Here is a 17,150-nt window from a genome sequence, read left to right on the forward strand (position 1 = left end):
GAGAACGCCATGCGACTGATTCAGTGTGACCACCAGGGCCAGGTTCGCGCCGCCCTGGTCGAGAGCGAAGAGCAGGTCAGACTGCTCGACTGCGATACCTACACCCTGGCCAATCGGGCCATTAGCGCCGGCAAGTCGCTTAGCGAGATAGTGCCAGAAGCGCTAACTGACACCCGTCTGGATTACCAAGCGCTGGTCGATGCCAAACAGCTGCTGCCCCCGCTAACGCATACCGACCCGGCCCACTGCCTGGTGACCGGCACCGGCCTTACCCACCTGGGCAGTGCCGATACCCGCTCGGCAATGCACGCTAAAACTCAGGCCGCGGAAGAAGATATGACCGACTCCATGCGTATGTTCAAGCTCGGCGTGGAGGGCGGCAAACCCGACGCAGGCCAGCCAGGCGCTCAGCCGGAGTGGTTCTACAAGGGCGACGGCCAGTGCGTAATGGCGCCGGAAGCCGAGATCCCCTCCCCCGCCTTTGCTGAAGATGCAGGCGAGGAGCCCGAGCTGGCAGGGCTTTACGTGATTGGCAACAATGGCCAACCCTGGCGTGTCGGCTATGCTTTGGGTAACGAGTTCTCTGACCACGTCACCGAGCGTTTCAACTACCTATGGCTGGCTCACTCCAAGCTACGCGCCTGCAGCTTTGGGCCTGAGCTATTGATTGGCGAGCTGCCCGCGCACTTAGAGGGCACCAGCCGTATCCAGCGCAGTGGCGAAACGGTTTGGGAGAAGCCCTTTCTCACCGGCGAGGCCAATATGGCCCACAGCCTGGCTAACCTGGAGTATCACCACTTCAAATACCCGGGCTTCCGCCGCCCCGGCGATGTGCATGTGCACTTTTTCGGCACCGCCACGTTGAGCTTTGCCGACGGCATTAAGGTGCGCGAAGGCGATCGCTTTGAGATCAAAATCAATGAGTTTGGCCGCGCCCTGCGCAACCCGCTTCGGGTGGAAGCAGACGCACCGGCCATCAGCGTAAAGCCGCTTTAACAACCTCATCCCCCAGCAGGAGGAAGTATGACTCTGGAAGGTAAACTACTCATCGGTCAGCAGGCCATCAGCGGCCAACAGGCTGACATTCATGCGGTAAATCCCGCCACCGGCGAAACACTGGCACCCGCCTACCCCGGCGGCAGCAAGGCCGAAGTCGAGCAAGCCTGTGAACTTGCCGAAGCGGCGTACGCCACTTACCGCGAAACGTCGCTTGAAGAGCGCGCTGTATTCCTCGAAACCATCGCCGCCGAGATCGAAGGGATCGGTGATGAGTTGATTGAGCGCGCCATGGCCGAAACAGGCCTACCGCGCCCGCGCTTAGAGGGCGAACGTGGACGTACCTGCGGCCAGCTACGCTTGTTCGCCAACGTGGTACGGGCTGGCGAGTGGCTCGATGTGCGTATCGATCCCGCCCTGCCTGATCGTGAACCCCTGCCCCGCGCCGACCTGCGCCAGCGGCATATTGCCCTGGGCCCGGTGGCGGTGTTTGGCGCCAGCAACTTCCCGCTCGCCTTTAGCGTGGCCGGGGGTGATACCGCATCGGCACTGGCCGCAGGCTGCCCGGTGGTCGTCAAGGGCCACTCTGCCCACCCCGGCACTTCTGAGCTGGTGGGCCGTGCGATTCAGCGCGCCGTGGCCAAGTGCCAACTGCACGAAGGCGTTTTCTCGCTGCTGTTTGGCTCGGGCCGCGAAATCGGCCAGGCGCTGGTGGCTGATCCGCGTATTCAGGCGGTGGGCTTCACCGGTTCGCGCAGTGGCGGCACGGCACTCATGGCCACCGCCCAGGCGCGGGCGCAGCCGATCCCGGTTTACGCCGAGATGAGCTCCATCAACCCGGTGTTCCTGCTGCCGGAAGCGCTCAAGGCTCGTGGCAAAGCCATCGCCGAAGGCTTTGTTGGCTCACTGAACATGGGTGCCGGGCAATTCTGCACCAACCCCGGGCTGGTGATTGCGGTTCAGGGCCCAGAGCTGGACACCTTTGTTGAAGCGGCCGGGGAAGCGGTTAAAGGCAGTGCGGCCCAAACCATGCTGACACCGGGCATTCACGACGCTTACCGGCAGGGCGTTGACCGACTCGCCCACCACGCCAAGGTCACCGAAGTGGCGCGCGGTCAGGCAGGTGAAACAGCCAACCCCTGCCAAGCAGGGCTATTCGTTACCCAGGCCGAAGCGTTCCTCAATGAGTCCGCCCTCCAGGAAGAGGTGTTTGGTTCCACCTCGCTGGTCATCGCCTGTGCTGACGCCCAGGAAGTGGCGAAGGTCGCTGCCCAGCTCGAAGGCCAGCTCACCATTACGCTACAGATGGATGACGGCGACTTGGCGACTGCCAAGCAACTGCTGCCCACCCTGGAGCGCAAGGCGGGGCGGATTCTGGCCAACGGCTGGCCGACGGGCGTGGAAGTGTGCCACGCCATGGTGCACGGCGGCCCCTATCCGGCAACGTCGGACTCCCGCACGACCTCGGTGGGCAGCGCGGCGATTTTCCGCTTCCTGCGCCCGGTGTGCTACCAGGCGCTGCCTGAGGGGTTACTGCCCGAAGCCATTCGTGACGGTAACCCTTGCGGAGTATCCCGCTTGGTCGATGGTAAGCGTGAATAAACGAACTTTACTGAGTACGTTACTCAATAAAGGCGTCGGTGGTTTCACGATGACCGTATAGAAACGCATCGGCGACCTGGCGCAGCGGGGCAACATCCACCTCGCTGCGTTTTTTTGCGATCAGTTCGCCAAAGCGCGCGTAGAGGCCTTGGTACTCCCGCTCTTCGTCTTCAATGATCAGTTCATCGTCGATGACCAATCGGCAGCCACCTTGGGTAAGACTTAAACGGCCTTTATCGGTGTCGATATGCATATCCCAGGTGGGAGGGCCGCTCTGGCGAAAGTCAAACGCGGCCTCAATGGAGGCGCCTTCTGGGTCGGTAAAGGTAAGATCCGCGGCAATCGGGGTTTGCGCGTTGCTCGGCACCAACAGCCGCGCCTGTTGCAGAAAGAACGGTTGGGGAAGGATTTCAGTCGCAATCGACAGCGCATTAATACCGGGGTCAAAAACCCCCATGCCACCGGGCTGCCAGATCCACGCCTGGCCGGGATGCCATACCCGCACATCCTCTTTCCACTCGATCTCCACCCGCTGCACCTGACGCTCACTCAACCACTGCTGAGCCTCTGCCACACCGGGAGCAAACCGCGAATGCCAGGCGGCAAATAGGCTAACGCCCTGCTTGGCCGCGGTGGCAATCAAGTCCTCCACTTCGCTAAGCGTCGCCCCCGGCGGCTTTTCAAGCAACACGTGCTTGCCGCGCATCAGTGCGGCCCGCGCCTGGGAGTAGCGCAGGTGCGTTGGCGTGCAAATAGAGACGGCGGTAATTTCCGGGTGAGCGTCTAGCATCGCATCAAGATTCTGATAGGCCGGCACATCGGGTAGTTCCGCGTAGGGATCCGCCGTGGCGACAAGTTGGCAGTTCGGGGTGGCGGCTATCGCCGGAAGGTGTTGGTCGCGGACGATTTTACCTACGCCTACCAAACCGAGCTTAAAGCCAGAGCTGAAGTCAGACATACGCTTGCCTTTGTATTTGCCATTGAAAATAGGAGTTAGGGGGCGGTATGGGGCAACTCAACGCTGCGCCCTAATGAACTAACGCTGTGCTCAAGCCCTAGCGCTGCGGCGGTACCTGCGAGCACCGCTTGGGAGGCTAAAAACGCCTCCCGGGGGCGGCGTAGGCGGATGCTCTCCATCAGTTGGCGGTGGCGCTCCAGGCTCTCTTCAGGATCCGGGGCGTTCTCGTTGGACATGGAGATCAGCATGTAGATGGAAGGGCGTAGGATATGTGATAGCTGCGCCCAGACAATATTATGGGTCGCCTTGAAGATCGCCTCGTGGAAAGCGACATCGCACTCGCTGTGTAGCCGCCGCTCCTCTTCGCAGGTGGCATTGCGCAGGTTCTGCCCCAACCCTTCAAAAGCTTCTTCGATAGCAACCAGATCCCGCGCCTTGGCCCGCTTGGCGGCGGTCATCGCCACATAGGGCTCAACGTCTAGGCGGAAGGCGAGGATTTCACGCTGAATATCCGGATTGGGCGCCGCGTAGCGGGTCAACCAGTCGGTTACCTGAGCATCAAGAATATGCCACTCTGAGTACTCGCGCACCTTGGAGCCGTGCCCGGAGATACGTTCGATAATACCGGCATCGACCAGTTGGCGCAGGTCGCTACGCACCGCCGAACGGTTAATGGCGAAACGTTCACATAGATCCATTTCCCGGGGCACAAGATCACCGGGGTGATAACGGCCACCGAAGATCTCCTCGGCGAGATGTTCAGCGATACTGGGGCGAGCGGCTGGCTTACTGGGAGATGACGTCACTGCGATAAGGCCCTATTTCAATTCCTGTCAATCATACCGTACTTGACCGGTCGACTGTTACCGACGGGGTAGCTTCGAGCCTGGCGCGCATCCTCATTTCAAGCCGCCGTTCATAGAGGCCCTTAGCACTCAGCGTGCCCAGCACCAGTGCGCCGCCGACCATGGCCATTGGCGCGGGTTGCTCAGCCAGTATCCACCAGGCCAACAGCGTACCCAGCACCACTTCGAGCAGTATCAGCAAACCTACTTCCGCGGAGGGCAGGTAGAGCGGCCCGCGCTGCAGCAGCGTCACACCACAGGGCACAATAATCAGGCAGAGCAGAATAACGACGGCAAGCTGGCTGGCTGCAGGCAGGCTCGGTTCGCTCCCTGCCAGCCAAAACAGCCCCGCAGTGCTACCCACGATAAGGCCGTTGAATACCAGCATGGGGCTCATATCTACCCCCGGCCGGGTACGGCAGAGGGTAAAGTTAATCGCCAGGGTGGTTGCCGCCATCAAGGCAAAAGCATTGCCCAACCAAGAGCCGGCGCCCGCGTCATCGAGGGCGATTAGCGCAACACCTGCCATACATAGCAATATCGCTAACCAGGTACGCCTGGGCAGTTGCTCCTTGAGGATAATCCAGGAGAGCACTGCAGCGATAAGTGGCGAGCTAGCCAGTATCATCAGTACGTTGCCCGCCTTGGTGTACTGGTTGCCCAGCACGAAGCCACAGGTGGTCAGGCTGAACAGCAGCGCCACGGCGATACCTGTCCAGCCGCAGCGACGATAAGCCGCCAGCGTGCCACGGCCATAGCGCATCAAGGCGATCAGTAGAAAACCTAACCCAGAAAGAAAGCCACGCCACATCAGGATCTCTGCATCGGGCAGGTTGGCGACCTTAATCAAAAGGGCATCCGGCGCCATAATAATCGCGCCACCCGCGGTGAGCAGCAGGCCCTGCTGGCGATGGGACAAGGTACTTAAACGACTCATCTTAGTGCTCGCCCCTTCAGTGATTATCCCGGGGCGGATGCTGGCGAGCCACATCGCGGTACTTGGTGGCGGGTTCCAATGTCATGCCGCGATCCAGCGGCTCGACCATACTGCGCTGGATCTCCTGCCAAGGGGTCTGGTGGCCAGGGTAACGGTAACCGCCCTGCTGGACTAAACGTTCGCGGCGCGCTTCCAGTTCGCTGGCTTCAATCAGCAGCTGTACCTCACCACGTTTAAGATCGACCCGCAGTCGGTCGCCGCTTTCCAGCAGTGCCAAGCCGCCACCGGTGGCGGCTTCCGGGGAGGCATTGAGAATCGACGGTGAGCCGGAAGTACCCGACTGGCGACCATCGCCCAGGCACGGCAGCGATTCGATGCCCTGTTTGATCAACGCCTCCGGCGGCTGCATATTGACCACTTCGGCACCGCCAGGGTGGCCTACCGGGCCAGCGCCGCGCATTACCAGAATGGTACGGGCGTCGATGTTGAGCGCCGGGTCATCAATGCGGGCGTGGTAATCTTCTGAGCCATCAAACACCACCACCTTGCCTTCAAAGGCTTCCGGGTCGTTGGGGTCATTCAGGAAGCGCTCGCGGAAATCCCGGGAGATCACGCTGGTTTTCATCAGCGCCGAGTCGAATAGATTACCCTTGAGGTTGAGGAAGCCCGCGTGCTCCACCAGTGGGTCGCCATAGCGGCAGATCACATCAGAGTCTTGGGTTTCACGGCCCTGCAGATTATCGCCGATGGAGCGGCCATTCACTGTAAGCGCATCGCTGTGCAGCTTACCGGCGGTGTGTAGCTCGTGGAGAATGGCGGGAACGCCGCCAGCACGGTAGAACTCCTCGCACAGGAAAGCACCCGCAGGCATCACGTTGGCCAGCAAAGGGATTTCATGGCCCAGGCGCTGCCAGTCGTCGTTATCCAGCTCGATGCCCGCATGGCGGGCGATGGCATTGATATGCACCGGCGCGTTAGAGGAACCGCCCAGGGCCGAACATGCCACGATGGCATTTTCAAAGGCATCACGGGTCAGGATATCCAGCGGACGCAGGTCTTCCCAAACCATATCGACAATCCGCGTGCCGGTATCAAAAGCCACCATGGCGCGCTCTTTATAGGGGGCGGGTATCACCGCCGAACCCGGCAGGCTCATGCCCAGCACTTCCGCCATGGAGTTCATGGTGGAAGCAGTGCCCATGGTATTACAGTGGCCGATTGAGGGTGCCGAGTCGCTGGCACGGGAAAGGAACTCTGCGTAGTCGATATCCCCTGCTGCCAGCCGCTTGCGAAGCTCCCAGATAATAGTCCCCGAGCCGACCCGCTCAGCGCCCCGCCAGCCGTTGAGCATTGGCCCGCCGGAGAGCACGATAGCCGGAATATTCACGGTTGCCGCCGCCATCAGCGCCGCAGGGGTGGTTTTATCACAGCCAGTGGTCAATACCACGCCGTCTAATGGGTAGCCGTGCAGCACTTCCACGATCCCCAAGTAAGCGAGGTTCCGATCCAGCGCAGCAGTAGGTCGGCGCACATTTTCATGAATAGGGTGCATGGGAAATTCAAACGGCACGCCACCTGCGGCGCGAATGCCGTCTTTCACCCGCTTAACCAGGTCAATGTGGTGGCGGTTGCACGGCGTTAGATCAGAACCAGACTGACAGATACCAATAATCGGCTTGCCGCTGGTCAGCTCATCCAGGGTAATACCGTAATTAAGGTAGCGCTCGATGCACAGCGCCGTGGTGCCGGGGTGATCGGGGTTATCGAACCAGTAGCGTGAACGCAACTGCTCAGGAGTTATTCGCTGAAAATTGGCCATGGTGCCACTCCACGCCTAGAGTAAGGTTGTAAGAGTCAAAGAGAGATTGGTCACGACGGTACGCTTTCTTCGCTCTAACGTCGATACATACAAAAGTATATGTTGAACATATAAGGAAAACGTTAGACATTCACCTTGGCGGTTTGCGGCACGGCATCCTCTAAGAGTGAGTGCTGCTTCATACAACAATAGCTTACCCACAACAACAACCGTAACCACGCTGCAGCTCGCTAGGAATATCCCCTTAGCATAGCGACCTGCTGCATCCCAGGAGAGTGATGACTATGCACCATCTTTGGAAACGCACCCTACTATTGACCGGCGCCACGCTGCTCAGCTCAGGCATCGCTTACGCGCAAACGCCCGACCTTTCCGACCCGCCTGAAATCGAAGGCGAGACGGTGGGCGATCATGGCAGCGTTACACTGCGTATGGGGCTTGGCTTAGCGGAAAGCTCGCCTCAGTACATCTCCAGCCAGTACTTCGCGGATATTCTTGACCAGCGCAGTGAAGGTCGTATCACCGTCAACATCTTCCCCAACAGCCAGCTTGGCGACGATGTGCAGATGATGGAGATGCTGCAGACCGGTACGCTGGATATGACTTACCCCTCGTCTTCTCCCGCTACCGGGTATGTTGAGGAACTGGCGGTTTTCGACCTCCCTTTCTTGCTACCTACCCGGGAAGCGGCTGTCGAGGCCATGCGTAGCGATGCCGCCCAGGAGATGCTCGACGCCTTCGATGGTACCGGCCTGAAGGCGCTGGCGTTCTCTGAAAATGGCTTCCGCCAGCTCTCCAATAGCGCTCGGGAAGTCTCCTCTCCTGAGGATGTGGCAGGCCTGGATGTTCGTGGCCTGTCGATTCGCACCATGGAGAACCCGGTGCACCTGGCAATTTGGGAAGCCCTGGGCGCCAACCCAACCCCAATGGCGTTTGGTGAACTCTTCTCCGCCATGGAGCAGGGCGTGGTCGATGGCCAGGAGAACCCTTGGAGCACCATCCTGACCTCCAATTTCTATGAGGTGCAGGACTACGGCTCCGAAACCCGCCACGTCTACACCCCCTTTATCAAGATGATCTCGCAGCGTACCTGGGATCGCCTCGACCCCGAGTATCAAGAGCTTGTCCAGGAAGCGGCGCTGCAAGCCGCGGATTACGAAATCCAGCTTTCCAGCGAGTACGACGACTGGGCGCGGGATCAGCTTGAAGAGCGCGGCATGCAAATCACCCGTCTTGATGACGAGCAGATTGCCGCTTTCCAGGAAGCCGTACAGCCGGTTTACGATGAGTGGGCGCCGCGCATTGGTGAAGACCTAGTGGCTGAGTTTCAGCGTATTGCTGAATCATCAATGACGGAGTAATCATCTTCAGCGTTGGGGGGGCTTTCCCTTCATTCACCGCTTAACAGAAAATACTCAAAAGTACTGACAGGGACAGCCTCGGCTGTCCCTTTTGCGTTTCATTATGCCCCTCAGAATATTGGCAACTGTCAGTAACTAGGCCATACTCAGCTAAACGTCATGCTAGCATCCTGTCATACCACATGACTGTTCATTATCAACCTAGCAACCAACAAGCGATCATCACCGGATCAACAGCAGTACCGGGTTAACAACCGTACTGAATCAATAACAATAGCACCGGGAACCGCCATGCGACTTAAAGACAAGACGGCACTGATCACTGCTGCAGGTCAAGGCATTGGCCGGGCCACAGCGCTGCATTTCGCCGCCGAGGGCGCGCGGGTCATTGCCACCGACATCAATATCCAAAGCCTCGCTGAACTAGCCAACATCAAAGGCATCACCACGCGCCGACTCGACGTGCTGGATGAGGCCGCTATTCAGGGTCTAGCCGCCGAGCTAGGCGCCATCGATATCCTCTTCAACTGCGCCGGCTACGTGGCTAATGGCTCGCTGCTGGATGGCAGCGACGATGACTGGGAACTCTCGCTATCACTCAATGTGATGGCGATGATGCGCATGATTCGCGCCTTTCTGCCTGCCATGCTCGATAGTGGCGGCGGCAGTATTATCAACATGGCCTCGGTGGCCTCTAGCCTTAAAGGGGTGCCCAACCGCTGCGCCTACGGCACCACCAAGGCCGCAGTACTCGGTCTGACCAAGTCGGTGGCCGCCGACTATATTGGCCAGGGTATTCGCTGCAACGCCATCTGCCCCGGTACAGTGGACTCACCTTCGCTGCGCCAGCGCATTGGCGAGCAAGCCAAGCGGCAGGGACGAAAAGAAGAGGATGTCTACGCCGAATTTATCGCCAGGCAGCCTCAGGGGCGTCTGGGCAGCCCGGAAGAAATTGCCGCCCTGGCCACCTACCTGGCCGCCGATGAGTCCGCCTATACCACCGGCACCGCCCAGATTATCGACGGTGGCTGGCTGATCTGATCATGTAAACCAAGGAACCGACCGATGAAACTATTACGCTTCGGCCCTCGCGGCCATGAAAAGCCCGGCCTGCTGGATGACCATGGGGTAATCCGCGACCTGTCGGCCCATATCACCGATCTGTCTGGCGAGTCTCTCGACCGCCGCACCCTCGAAGGCCTTGCTGCACTGGATGCCACCAGCCTGCCTGAGATAACCGCCGAGACGCGCATTGGCCCCTGCGTTGCGGGTGTAGGCAAGTTCATCTGCATTGGCTTGAATTACTCGGATCATGCCGCCGAAACCGGTGCTCAGGTTCCCCCAGAGCCGGTGATCTTCAATAAATGGACCAGCGCCATCTGCGGCCCGAATGACGAGGTCATCATTCCTCGCGATTCCGAGAAAACCGATTGGGAAGTCGAGCTTGGCGTGGTGATCGGTAAAGCCGGACGCTACATCGACGAAGCCGATGCCATGCAGCACGTTGCTGGCTTCTGTGTGGTTAACGATGTCTCCGAGCGCGCCTTTCAGCTCGAACGCAGCGGCACCTGGGACAAAGGCAAGGGCTGCGATACCTTCGGCCCCCTGGGCCCGTGGCTTGTCACGCCAGACGAGGTGGCAGACCCCCACCAGCTCGGTATGTGGCTTGAGGTGGATGGTAAGCGCTACCAGGATGGCAACACCCGCACCATGGTCTACCAGATTCCTTTTCTGATCAGCTACTTAAGCCGTTTTATGAGCCTCCAGCCGGGCGATGTGATCTCCACCGGCACGCCGCCGGGTGTCGGTATGGGCCAACAGCCGCCGGTTTACCTAAAACCCGGCCAGCGCATGCGCCTGGGTATCCAAGGGCTCGGTGAGCAGCACCAGACCGTCGTAGCCGACCAGCAGCGCTGATTCAAAAGGCGGAGAAACCTCGCTAACCCACCACTGGAGCCTTGCCATGAACCAAACCATTGCCAGTGACAGCGGCCAGCTGGACACCCTACGTGTGCATGCCGCCGACAATGTTTGCGTTGCTCTGAAGGATTTGCCCGCTGGCACTGACGTCACCGACAGCGGGCAGCGCATCACGCTCACCGAGGCGATCCGCCATAAGCACAAGTTCACACTGACGGCCCTTGAGCCTGGCGACACGGTGATCATGTATGGTGTCACCGTGGGACGCGCCACCCGCCCCATCGCCCAGGGGGCGGCCGTTACCACCGAGAACGTCGAACACAGCACCGCCAGTTCGACTCCTCAGGCCAAGCGCGGTAGCTGGCAGGCGCCTGACGTCGCACATTTTCAGGGTGCCACCTTCGATGGCTACCACCGCCCGGATGGGAAGGTCGGTACCGCCAACGTATGGCTGGTCGTTCCGTTGGTATTCTGCGAGAACCGCAATATTGAGGTGTTACGCCAGTGCGTCGCCGATGCGCTGGGTGAAGATCCTTTCCGTGAGTACAAGCAGTTGGCCCGGGAGTTGCTGCATGGCAGTTCGGGAGAACCCACTCCACCGCCCCGCGAACGACTGTTTCCCAATGTCGACGGGGTACGCTTTCTGACCCACACACTCGGCTGCGGCGGCACGGATAGCGACGCCCAGGCACTTTGCCAGTTACTTGCCGGTTATATCTGCCACCCCAACGTGGCCGGCGCTACGGTGCTCAGCCTTGGTTGCCAGAAGGCGCAGATCGATATGATCAAAGCGGCGGTTCAGGCTCGCGATCCCCAAGGCCTGCGGCCGGTACACTACCTTGAACAGCAAGCCAGTCAGAGTGAAACCGCACTGATACGCGAATCGCTGACCACCATTTTTGATGGCTTAGCCACCGCCAACCAGGTAGAACGCACCCCGGCGCCGCTGTCAAAGCTCAGCATCGGCGTGGAGTGCGGCGGCTCGGATGGTTTTTCCGGGCTGTCCGCCAACCCACTGGTCGGTGCGGTCATCGACCGTTTAGTGGCGCTAGGCGGCAGCGGTATTCTCAGTGAGTTCCCTGAACTGTGTGGCGTAGAGCACGAACTAATCGCCCGCTGCAGTGATGATTCAGTGGCAGAGCGGTTTAGCGAACTGATGGCGGCTTATCAGCGTCATGCGGCCTTGGTCGGCGCCGATTTTTCCATGAATCCATCACCGGGCAATATCCGTGACGGACTGATCACCGATGCCATGAAATCCGCTGGCGCGGCCAAGAAAGGCGGTGACAGCCCGGTGGTCGACGTGCTCGACTACATCGAACCACAAACACGCGCGGGCCTTAGCCTGCTGTGTACGCCGGGCAATGACGTGGAATCGACCACTGCGTTGGCCGGTTCCGGCGCCAACCTGATCATGTTCACCACGGGACTTGGCACGCCAACCGGTAACCCGGTCACGCCGGTGCTCAAAATCGCCAGTAACACAGCACTGGCCACCCGTATGAGCGACGTCATCGACTTTGATGCTGGGCCGATCATTCGCGGCGAGGTGGCGATCGGCGAATTAGCCGATCGTTTGCTTGAGCTGTGCATTGAGACAGCATCTGGACGCTACCGGCCGCGTGCGGTGTCGCTTGCTCAGTACGACTTTATTCCCTGGAAGCGAGGCGTGTCTCTCTAGCAGCAGAACACTCGTGTCAATCAGGTGCAAGGCGCTTCTTGAGCTGCATGTAGGTGCCATAGTGGCGGTCGAGGTGGCGTCGCATCGCCGCTTCGGCTGCGTCTGGGTCACGGGACTCAATGGCCTCGATGATTTCGGTATGCGCGGCGGTGGCAGCTTTATCCTCGTCCTTTTGTTGCAACACCTGGGCACGTCGGTCATCCAGCCATTCCGATAGCGCCAAATGCATGGCATCAAAAATGGGGTTGCGGCCAATGCTTGCCAGCACCCCATGGAAATCATTGTCAGAGCGTTTAAAGCGCGCTTCGTCCCCAATCGCATCGCGATTATCGGCCAACGCATCGCGCAATCTGGCCAAATCTTCCTCGCTGGCATTACGCGCGGCATAGCGCGCCAATGAAATTTCAAACATGGCCCGCGCTTCTTGAAAGTATTGCTGGCCATCGGGCTTGGAAAGCAGCTGCCGGGTCACCCCGGAGAGCCTCGCCATCACCGCTTCGGCAGTGGGGCGAATCACCCTGGCCCGGGTGCCGCTATTGATGGCAATTAGCCCAAGTTGCTGAAGATGGAACAGCGCTTCGCGCACCGCTGGTCTGCCAACACCAAACTGCTCCATCAACTCTCTCTCTGAAGGCAGTTGATCATTTTCACTTAGCCGCCCTTCGAGGATCTCCGCCTCGAGCTGCTCAGCGACCTGTTCGGACAGCGTTTTTCGCTCGATCCGGTATCTGCTCATAGGCAGTCACCCCTGGTTAACCTGGAATTTTCCGCCATTTTACTGCATTTTTAGTCATTATCCTTCAAACCGGCTTTCAACAGAGTTGAGTAAGCGGCGCTATTGGGTACTGTTTAGCAATTTCGGCATAGGCTAACTGATTGGCGGCATCAAGCGGGATGCCTTCGGTATCTCGTTTGCTCTGGCAGCGCCATTCGCGATCCCCCGGTGCTAGCACCTCTGCCCCCTCGGCGGCAGGCTGGACACGCAGGTCGGCCAAGTACTCAGCTAACCCGCGCGCGAAAGTACCTTCGTCTACAAACGCATCGGGGTTCATGGCCAGGAAAAAATGCCCTACTCCACGCGGCGTGGCCATATCTGGCCCGCCCATGGGGAGCAGTTTAAAGCCGTGCTGCATACCCGATAGCATTGAGCTTAGGATCTCCACCATGCCGCCCAGCCCGGCGCCTTTAAAACCAAAGGCGCTGCCGCCTAACGGCAGCAGAGCTGCCACCTCGCTGGGAATGCGGCTTACCTGCCCGGTGGCATCGGCGGCTACCTGATCCGGCAGTTCACGACCAATGGCGCCGTACTGCTGTACACGGTTCCAGGGTACCGAACTGGTGGCCATATCCAGCAGATACGGCGCCTCACCCGCCACGGGTGCTGCAAAGGCGATGGGGTTGGTGCCATGAAAAGGCTTGGCGCCGTCATGCAGCAGCACAAAAGGGTCGGAGTTACAAAACGCCATTCCCAGATAACCGCGTTCAGCCGCCGCTAAGGCATAGCAGCCCGCTGCACCAAAGTGAGAAGAGTTACCTACAGCGACAGCCCCCATGCCCACCTCTGCCGCCATTTCCATAGCGTGTTCCATCGCGGTATAACCCGCCAGGTGGCCTAGCCCATCGTCCGCGTCTAAAAACCCCGTTGCGGCCAAACGCTGTTGAAATCGCATGTTAGGCGAGCCATTAATACGCCCGCCTTTGAGCGCCTGCAAATAGTGGGGCAGCAGGCGCAAGCCGTGGCTGTCGGTACCCATCCGCGAGGCCGTGACCAGGGCGCGGGTTACGGCCTCTGCCGATGCCTGATCAGCTCCCGCAGCCCCAAGTGCTGCTTGCATAAAGCGATGAAGGTCTTCGCGTGCGACGCGAAACTCTGGCGACGGATCAGTCATGGGCCACGTACTCCTGGTCTTAATATTAAACTGTTCTCGACAGTGCTTAACGATAAATCAGTGTGGGTAGCCACATAGAGATCGCTGGAATAAAGGTCACCAATAGCAGGCAGACCACCAAGGGAATAAGGAAGGGCATGGTGCCGCGCATGCAACGCTCAAAGCTGACATTGGAGACCCGAGAGAGCACGTAGAGCACCATGCCCACCGGTGGGGTCAGCAACCCGATCATCAGGTTGAGTACCATAATCACCCCAAAATGCACCGGGTCTACGCCTACGGCAACCGCCATGGGCAGCAGCACCGGAACCAAAATGGTGATTGCCGCAATGGTTTCCATAAAGCAGCCAACGATAATCAGCACAATGTTTGCCATCATCAGCACCGCCAGCTTGCTGTCGGCAAAGGGGCCCATGAGGGCAATTACGTTCTGAGTGACCTGATTACTGGTGAGAATCCAGGCAAAGATCGACGCCGAAGAGACAATAAACAGGATAACCGCGGTGGTCTCGATGGTTTCCATGCTGACTTTCAAAAGCTTGCGCCAAGTCAGCGTGCGATAAACCACCACGCCCAGTAGCAGCGCGTAGAACACCGCGGCCACCGCCGCCTCGGTGGGCGTAAAAGCACCACTGATAATACCGCCAACGATAATGACCGGCGTCATTAGCGATAAGAAAGCCCGCTTAAAGGTATGGCCTAGCACCCGCATCGAGAACACCGCATCGCGCTGATAGCCGCGCCGACGCGAGATAATAAAGATCATCAGCATCAGCATGGCGCCCATGAGCAGCCCAGGAACCAGCCCCGCTGCGAACAGTTGGCCTACCGAGGCGGAGGCCATCACGCCGTAAATCACCATCGGCAGACTAGGCGGAATGATTGGCCCGATAGTTGATGACGCGGCGGTAATGCCTACCGCAAACTCTTCATCGTAACCGGCGTCTTTCATGGCTTTTACTTCGATCATGCCAAGGCCACCGGCATCCGCCACCGCCGCTCCGGACATCCCGGAGAATACGATGCTGGCACCAACATTGACGTGTCCAAGCCCGCCACGCATCCATCCCATTAACGCCTTGGCAAAATTGAAAATGCGCTCGGTAATCCCGCCGTTGTTCATCAAACTACCGGCAAAGATAAAAAAGGGAATCGCCAGCAGTGGAAAGCTGTCAATGCCATTAATCATGCGGTGGGCCACCACAATATTGGGTACTTGTCCGGTGATCAGCACAAACATCAAGCAGGCGCCCGCCAGACTAATAGCGATGGGCACGCCGAGTACCAGCATGGTAAACAGCGCGAAAAACAGAAACGCAAGATGGTAGCCCATCAGCGGCAGGATCACGCAACCAAGCACCGCAAGGGCCGCCAGCAGCGGCGACACGAGCGGCTTTTGCCAGCGCATCACAGTTAATCGAGACATAGCAGGCCTCTTAATCAAAATGGCGGGGTGAAAAGCACTCTTTAAACATCATCGCTGCGGTGTTGATACTTGAGATAGAGCCGTTGAACGGTACGCATCGCCATCAATACAAATGCCCCACAGACAGTGAAATAAATGATGCTTTTGGGCAGATCGATAGACACCATCAAACTATTGGTGCGCGATGCCAACTGATAGGTCACCCACGCCATCGCTATATAGAAAGTAAGGCTTAGAAGGTTTACTAGACGTTCCAGCAAAAGCGCTTGCCACGCAGGCATATAGTGGTAGAAGAACTCCACCATAATATGGCTGCCATTTCGGGCGGCCATGACACTGCCCAAAAAGCCCACCCCAATCAGCAGGTAGCGGGCGATCTCTTCCGTCCAGCCGATTGAGTCACCCATTACATAGCGGCTAAAGAACTGGGCGAATACCACTAAAATCAGCGCCCAGAACAGGATTAGGGTCGCCAAATCCTCAATCCGGTAATCGCTCAGCCTGAACGGGGTGTCATCAAAGGCGGATTCAAAATCGACCATTGGATCGACGCCAGGCGGAACGTCTTCTCGTGTGTCACTCATGGCACAACACTCCAAACACTCCGCTCAAAGGAGCGGAGTGTTATCAAAGGGTTGGATTATTGGCCGATAGCCTGGAGACGTTCGTAGGTTTCCTCATCCCAGGTGGCAGCATCGCCGTTATGAGCAGGCATAACCGCCTCACGGAAGAGCTCACGATCCACTTCATTGACCGTGTTACCCTGCTCCTCGAACCACGCCACCAGTTCTTCCTCGGATTTGAGAATATCCTGAGTGTTGTTCTCGGCGGCTTCCTGGAAAACCTCGCGGAATATCTCACGATCCTCTTCTGAGAGCTGGTTCCAGCGTGGCCCGCCCACAATAGTGATTAACGAGTCGGTAATATGACCGGTTAGGTTGATGTAGTCCTGAACCTCATGAAAGGCCTTGGCGCGAATGGTCGGCAGTGGGTTTTCCTGGGCATCCACCACGCCCTGCTGCAAGGCTAGGTAGACCTCATCAAAGGCGATGGGGGTGGGATTGGCGCCGACGGCTTCCGGCATCATCATGTACATCGGCGCGTTGGGCACGCGTATTTTCAGGCCTTCCATATCAGCAGGCTCGTTGACCGCCTCATTGGAAGTCACATGCCGCTCGCCGTAGTAGTTAAGCGCAAGAGGGACGTTGCCGGTTTGATCCTGGTAGCCCTGGGCAATCTCTTGGAACAGGTCGCTGTCAGCAAAGGCCTGCCAGTGATCGAAATCACGGAACATATAGGCAGCACCCGCGATACCAATGGGGCCATAGGCGCGGCCAGCAAACTGCGTGCCGGTATAAATAACGTCCACCGTGCCTAGCTCAAGCCCTTCGTTAATGTCCTCCTCTTTACCTAACGAAGAGGCGGGGTGCACCTGCATGGTATAGCGACCGTCGGTACGCTCTTCGATCTCATCGGCGGCCCACAGCGCCCATTTGTGGAACGGCTCAGAGGTTTCATAAACATGGGCAAAGCGGAGGTTTTCGGCAGCATGAACGGCACCTGCAAAACCGATGCCTGCAGCGATAAGCGTGGCGGTTAGCAAGTGGGACATACGGAGATGTTGCGGGCTTTTATGGCTCATCGTGTACTCCTCATAACCATTAGATTTGTTGTTGGTTACTGTGATGTGCTGCTGTTTATTGTGATTTATTGGTT

At 58.6% G+C, this 17,150-nt stretch carries 15 protein-coding genes; 6 read left to right on the forward strand and 9 right to left on the reverse strand.

The window, feature by feature from the left end; all coding sequences use genetic code 11:
• Positions 1-9: 9 nt before the first annotated feature.
• Positions 10-996 carry an AraD1 family protein gene (gene araD1 / locus JI62_RS19690; protein WP_088701804.1) on the forward strand — a complete coding sequence of 329 codons (987 nt, stop codon included), beginning with the start codon at positions 10-12 and terminating at the stop codon, positions 994-996.
• A gap of 27 nt (positions 997-1,023) precedes the next feature.
• Positions 1,024-2,598, forward strand: coding sequence for an aldehyde dehydrogenase (NADP(+)) (locus JI62_RS19695; RefSeq protein ID WP_088701805.1), 1,575 nt, complete (start codon positions 1,024-1,026; stop codon positions 2,596-2,598).
• A 19-nt stretch (positions 2,599-2,617) separates the two neighbouring features.
• On the opposite strand, the gene JI62_RS19700 is transcribed toward JI62_RS19695, so the two are convergent.
• Genes JI62_RS19700 through JI62_RS19715 form a run of 4 tightly spaced genes read right to left on the reverse strand, consistent with a single transcriptional unit; the run spans position 2,618 to position 7,157 of the window.
• The gene (locus JI62_RS19700) at positions 2,618-3,556 is read right to left on the reverse strand and encodes a Gfo/Idh/MocA family protein (RefSeq protein ID WP_088701806.1); all 939 of its coding nucleotides are present in this window, start codon (positions 3,554-3,556) and stop codon (positions 2,618-2,620) included.
• Positions 3,557-3,591: 35 nt separating this feature from the next.
• Complete coding sequence (locus JI62_RS19705) at positions 3,592-4,362, reverse strand: FadR/GntR family transcriptional regulator (RefSeq protein WP_088701807.1); 771 nt, start codon at positions 4,360-4,362, stop codon at positions 3,592-3,594.
• Positions 4,363-4,393: 31 nt separating this feature from the next.
• Complete coding sequence (locus JI62_RS19710) at positions 4,394-5,338, reverse strand: DMT family transporter (RefSeq protein ID WP_088701808.1); 945 nt, start codon at positions 5,336-5,338, stop codon at positions 4,394-4,396.
• Positions 5,339-5,354: 16 nt separating this feature from the next.
• Positions 5,355-7,157, reverse strand: a complete 1,803-nt coding sequence (locus JI62_RS19715) for an IlvD/Edd family dehydratase (protein ID WP_088701809.1) — start codon at positions 7,155-7,157, stop codon at positions 5,355-5,357.
• Positions 7,158-7,441: 284 nt separating this feature from the next.
• On the opposite strand from JI62_RS19715, the gene JI62_RS19720 reads away from it, so the two are divergent.
• The 4 genes from JI62_RS19720 to JI62_RS19735 all read left to right on the forward strand — a co-directional run bounded on the left by JI62_RS19720 (position 7,442) and on the right by JI62_RS19735 (position 12,119).
• Entirely contained in the window at positions 7,442-8,518 is a 1,077-nt protein-coding gene (locus JI62_RS19720; protein ID WP_088701810.1) for a TRAP transporter substrate-binding protein, read from the forward strand.
• A gap of 291 nt (positions 8,519-8,809) precedes the next feature.
• The gene (locus JI62_RS19725; protein ID WP_088701811.1) at positions 8,810-9,559 is read left to right on the forward strand and encodes an SDR family oxidoreductase; all 750 of its coding nucleotides are present in this window, start codon (positions 8,810-8,812) and stop codon (positions 9,557-9,559) included.
• Between the two features lie 24 nt (positions 9,560-9,583).
• A complete protein-coding gene (locus JI62_RS19730; protein WP_088701812.1) occupies positions 9,584-10,435 on the forward strand; it encodes a fumarylacetoacetate hydrolase family protein in 852 nt (283 codons plus the stop codon).
• Positions 10,436-10,481: 46 nt separating this feature from the next.
• Positions 10,482-12,119 (forward strand): UxaA family hydrolase, encoded by a 1,638-nt coding sequence (locus tag JI62_RS19735; protein ID WP_088701813.1) that lies wholly within the window; start codon positions 10,482-10,484, stop codon positions 12,117-12,119.
• A gap of 16 nt (positions 12,120-12,135) precedes the next feature.
• Here the strand turns inward: JI62_RS19735 and nanR are convergent, their stop codons facing one another.
• The 5 genes from nanR to JI62_RS19760 form a co-directional block, all read right to left on the reverse strand.
• Positions 12,136-12,855 carry a transcriptional regulator NanR gene (gene nanR / locus JI62_RS19740; protein ID WP_035580639.1) on the reverse strand — a complete coding sequence of 240 codons (720 nt, stop codon included), beginning with the start codon at positions 12,853-12,855 and terminating at the stop codon, positions 12,136-12,138.
• Positions 12,856-12,931: 76 nt separating this feature from the next.
• The gene (locus JI62_RS19745) at positions 12,932-14,008 is read right to left on the reverse strand and encodes an Ldh family oxidoreductase (protein ID WP_088701814.1); all 1,077 of its coding nucleotides are present in this window, start codon (positions 14,006-14,008) and stop codon (positions 12,932-12,934) included.
• 46 nt (positions 14,009-14,054) lie between these two features.
• Positions 14,055-15,434 carry a TRAP transporter large permease gene (locus JI62_RS19750; RefSeq protein ID WP_088701815.1) on the reverse strand — a complete coding sequence of 460 codons (1,380 nt, stop codon included), beginning with the start codon at positions 15,432-15,434 and terminating at the stop codon, positions 14,055-14,057.
• A 41-nt stretch (positions 15,435-15,475) separates the two neighbouring features.
• Positions 15,476-16,018 (reverse strand): TRAP transporter small permease, encoded by a 543-nt coding sequence (locus JI62_RS19755; RefSeq protein WP_088701816.1) that lies wholly within the window; start codon positions 16,016-16,018, stop codon positions 15,476-15,478.
• A 56-nt stretch (positions 16,019-16,074) separates the two neighbouring features.
• Positions 16,075-17,076, reverse strand: coding sequence for a sialic acid TRAP transporter substrate-binding protein SiaP (locus tag JI62_RS19760; RefSeq protein ID WP_088701817.1), 1,002 nt, complete (start codon positions 17,074-17,076; stop codon positions 16,075-16,077).
• Positions 17,077-17,150: the final 74 nt, after the last annotated feature.

The organism is Halomonas campaniensis (assembly GCF_002211105.1).
GTDB lineage: Bacteria > Pseudomonadota > Gammaproteobacteria > Pseudomonadales > Halomonadaceae > Vreelandella > Vreelandella campaniensis_A.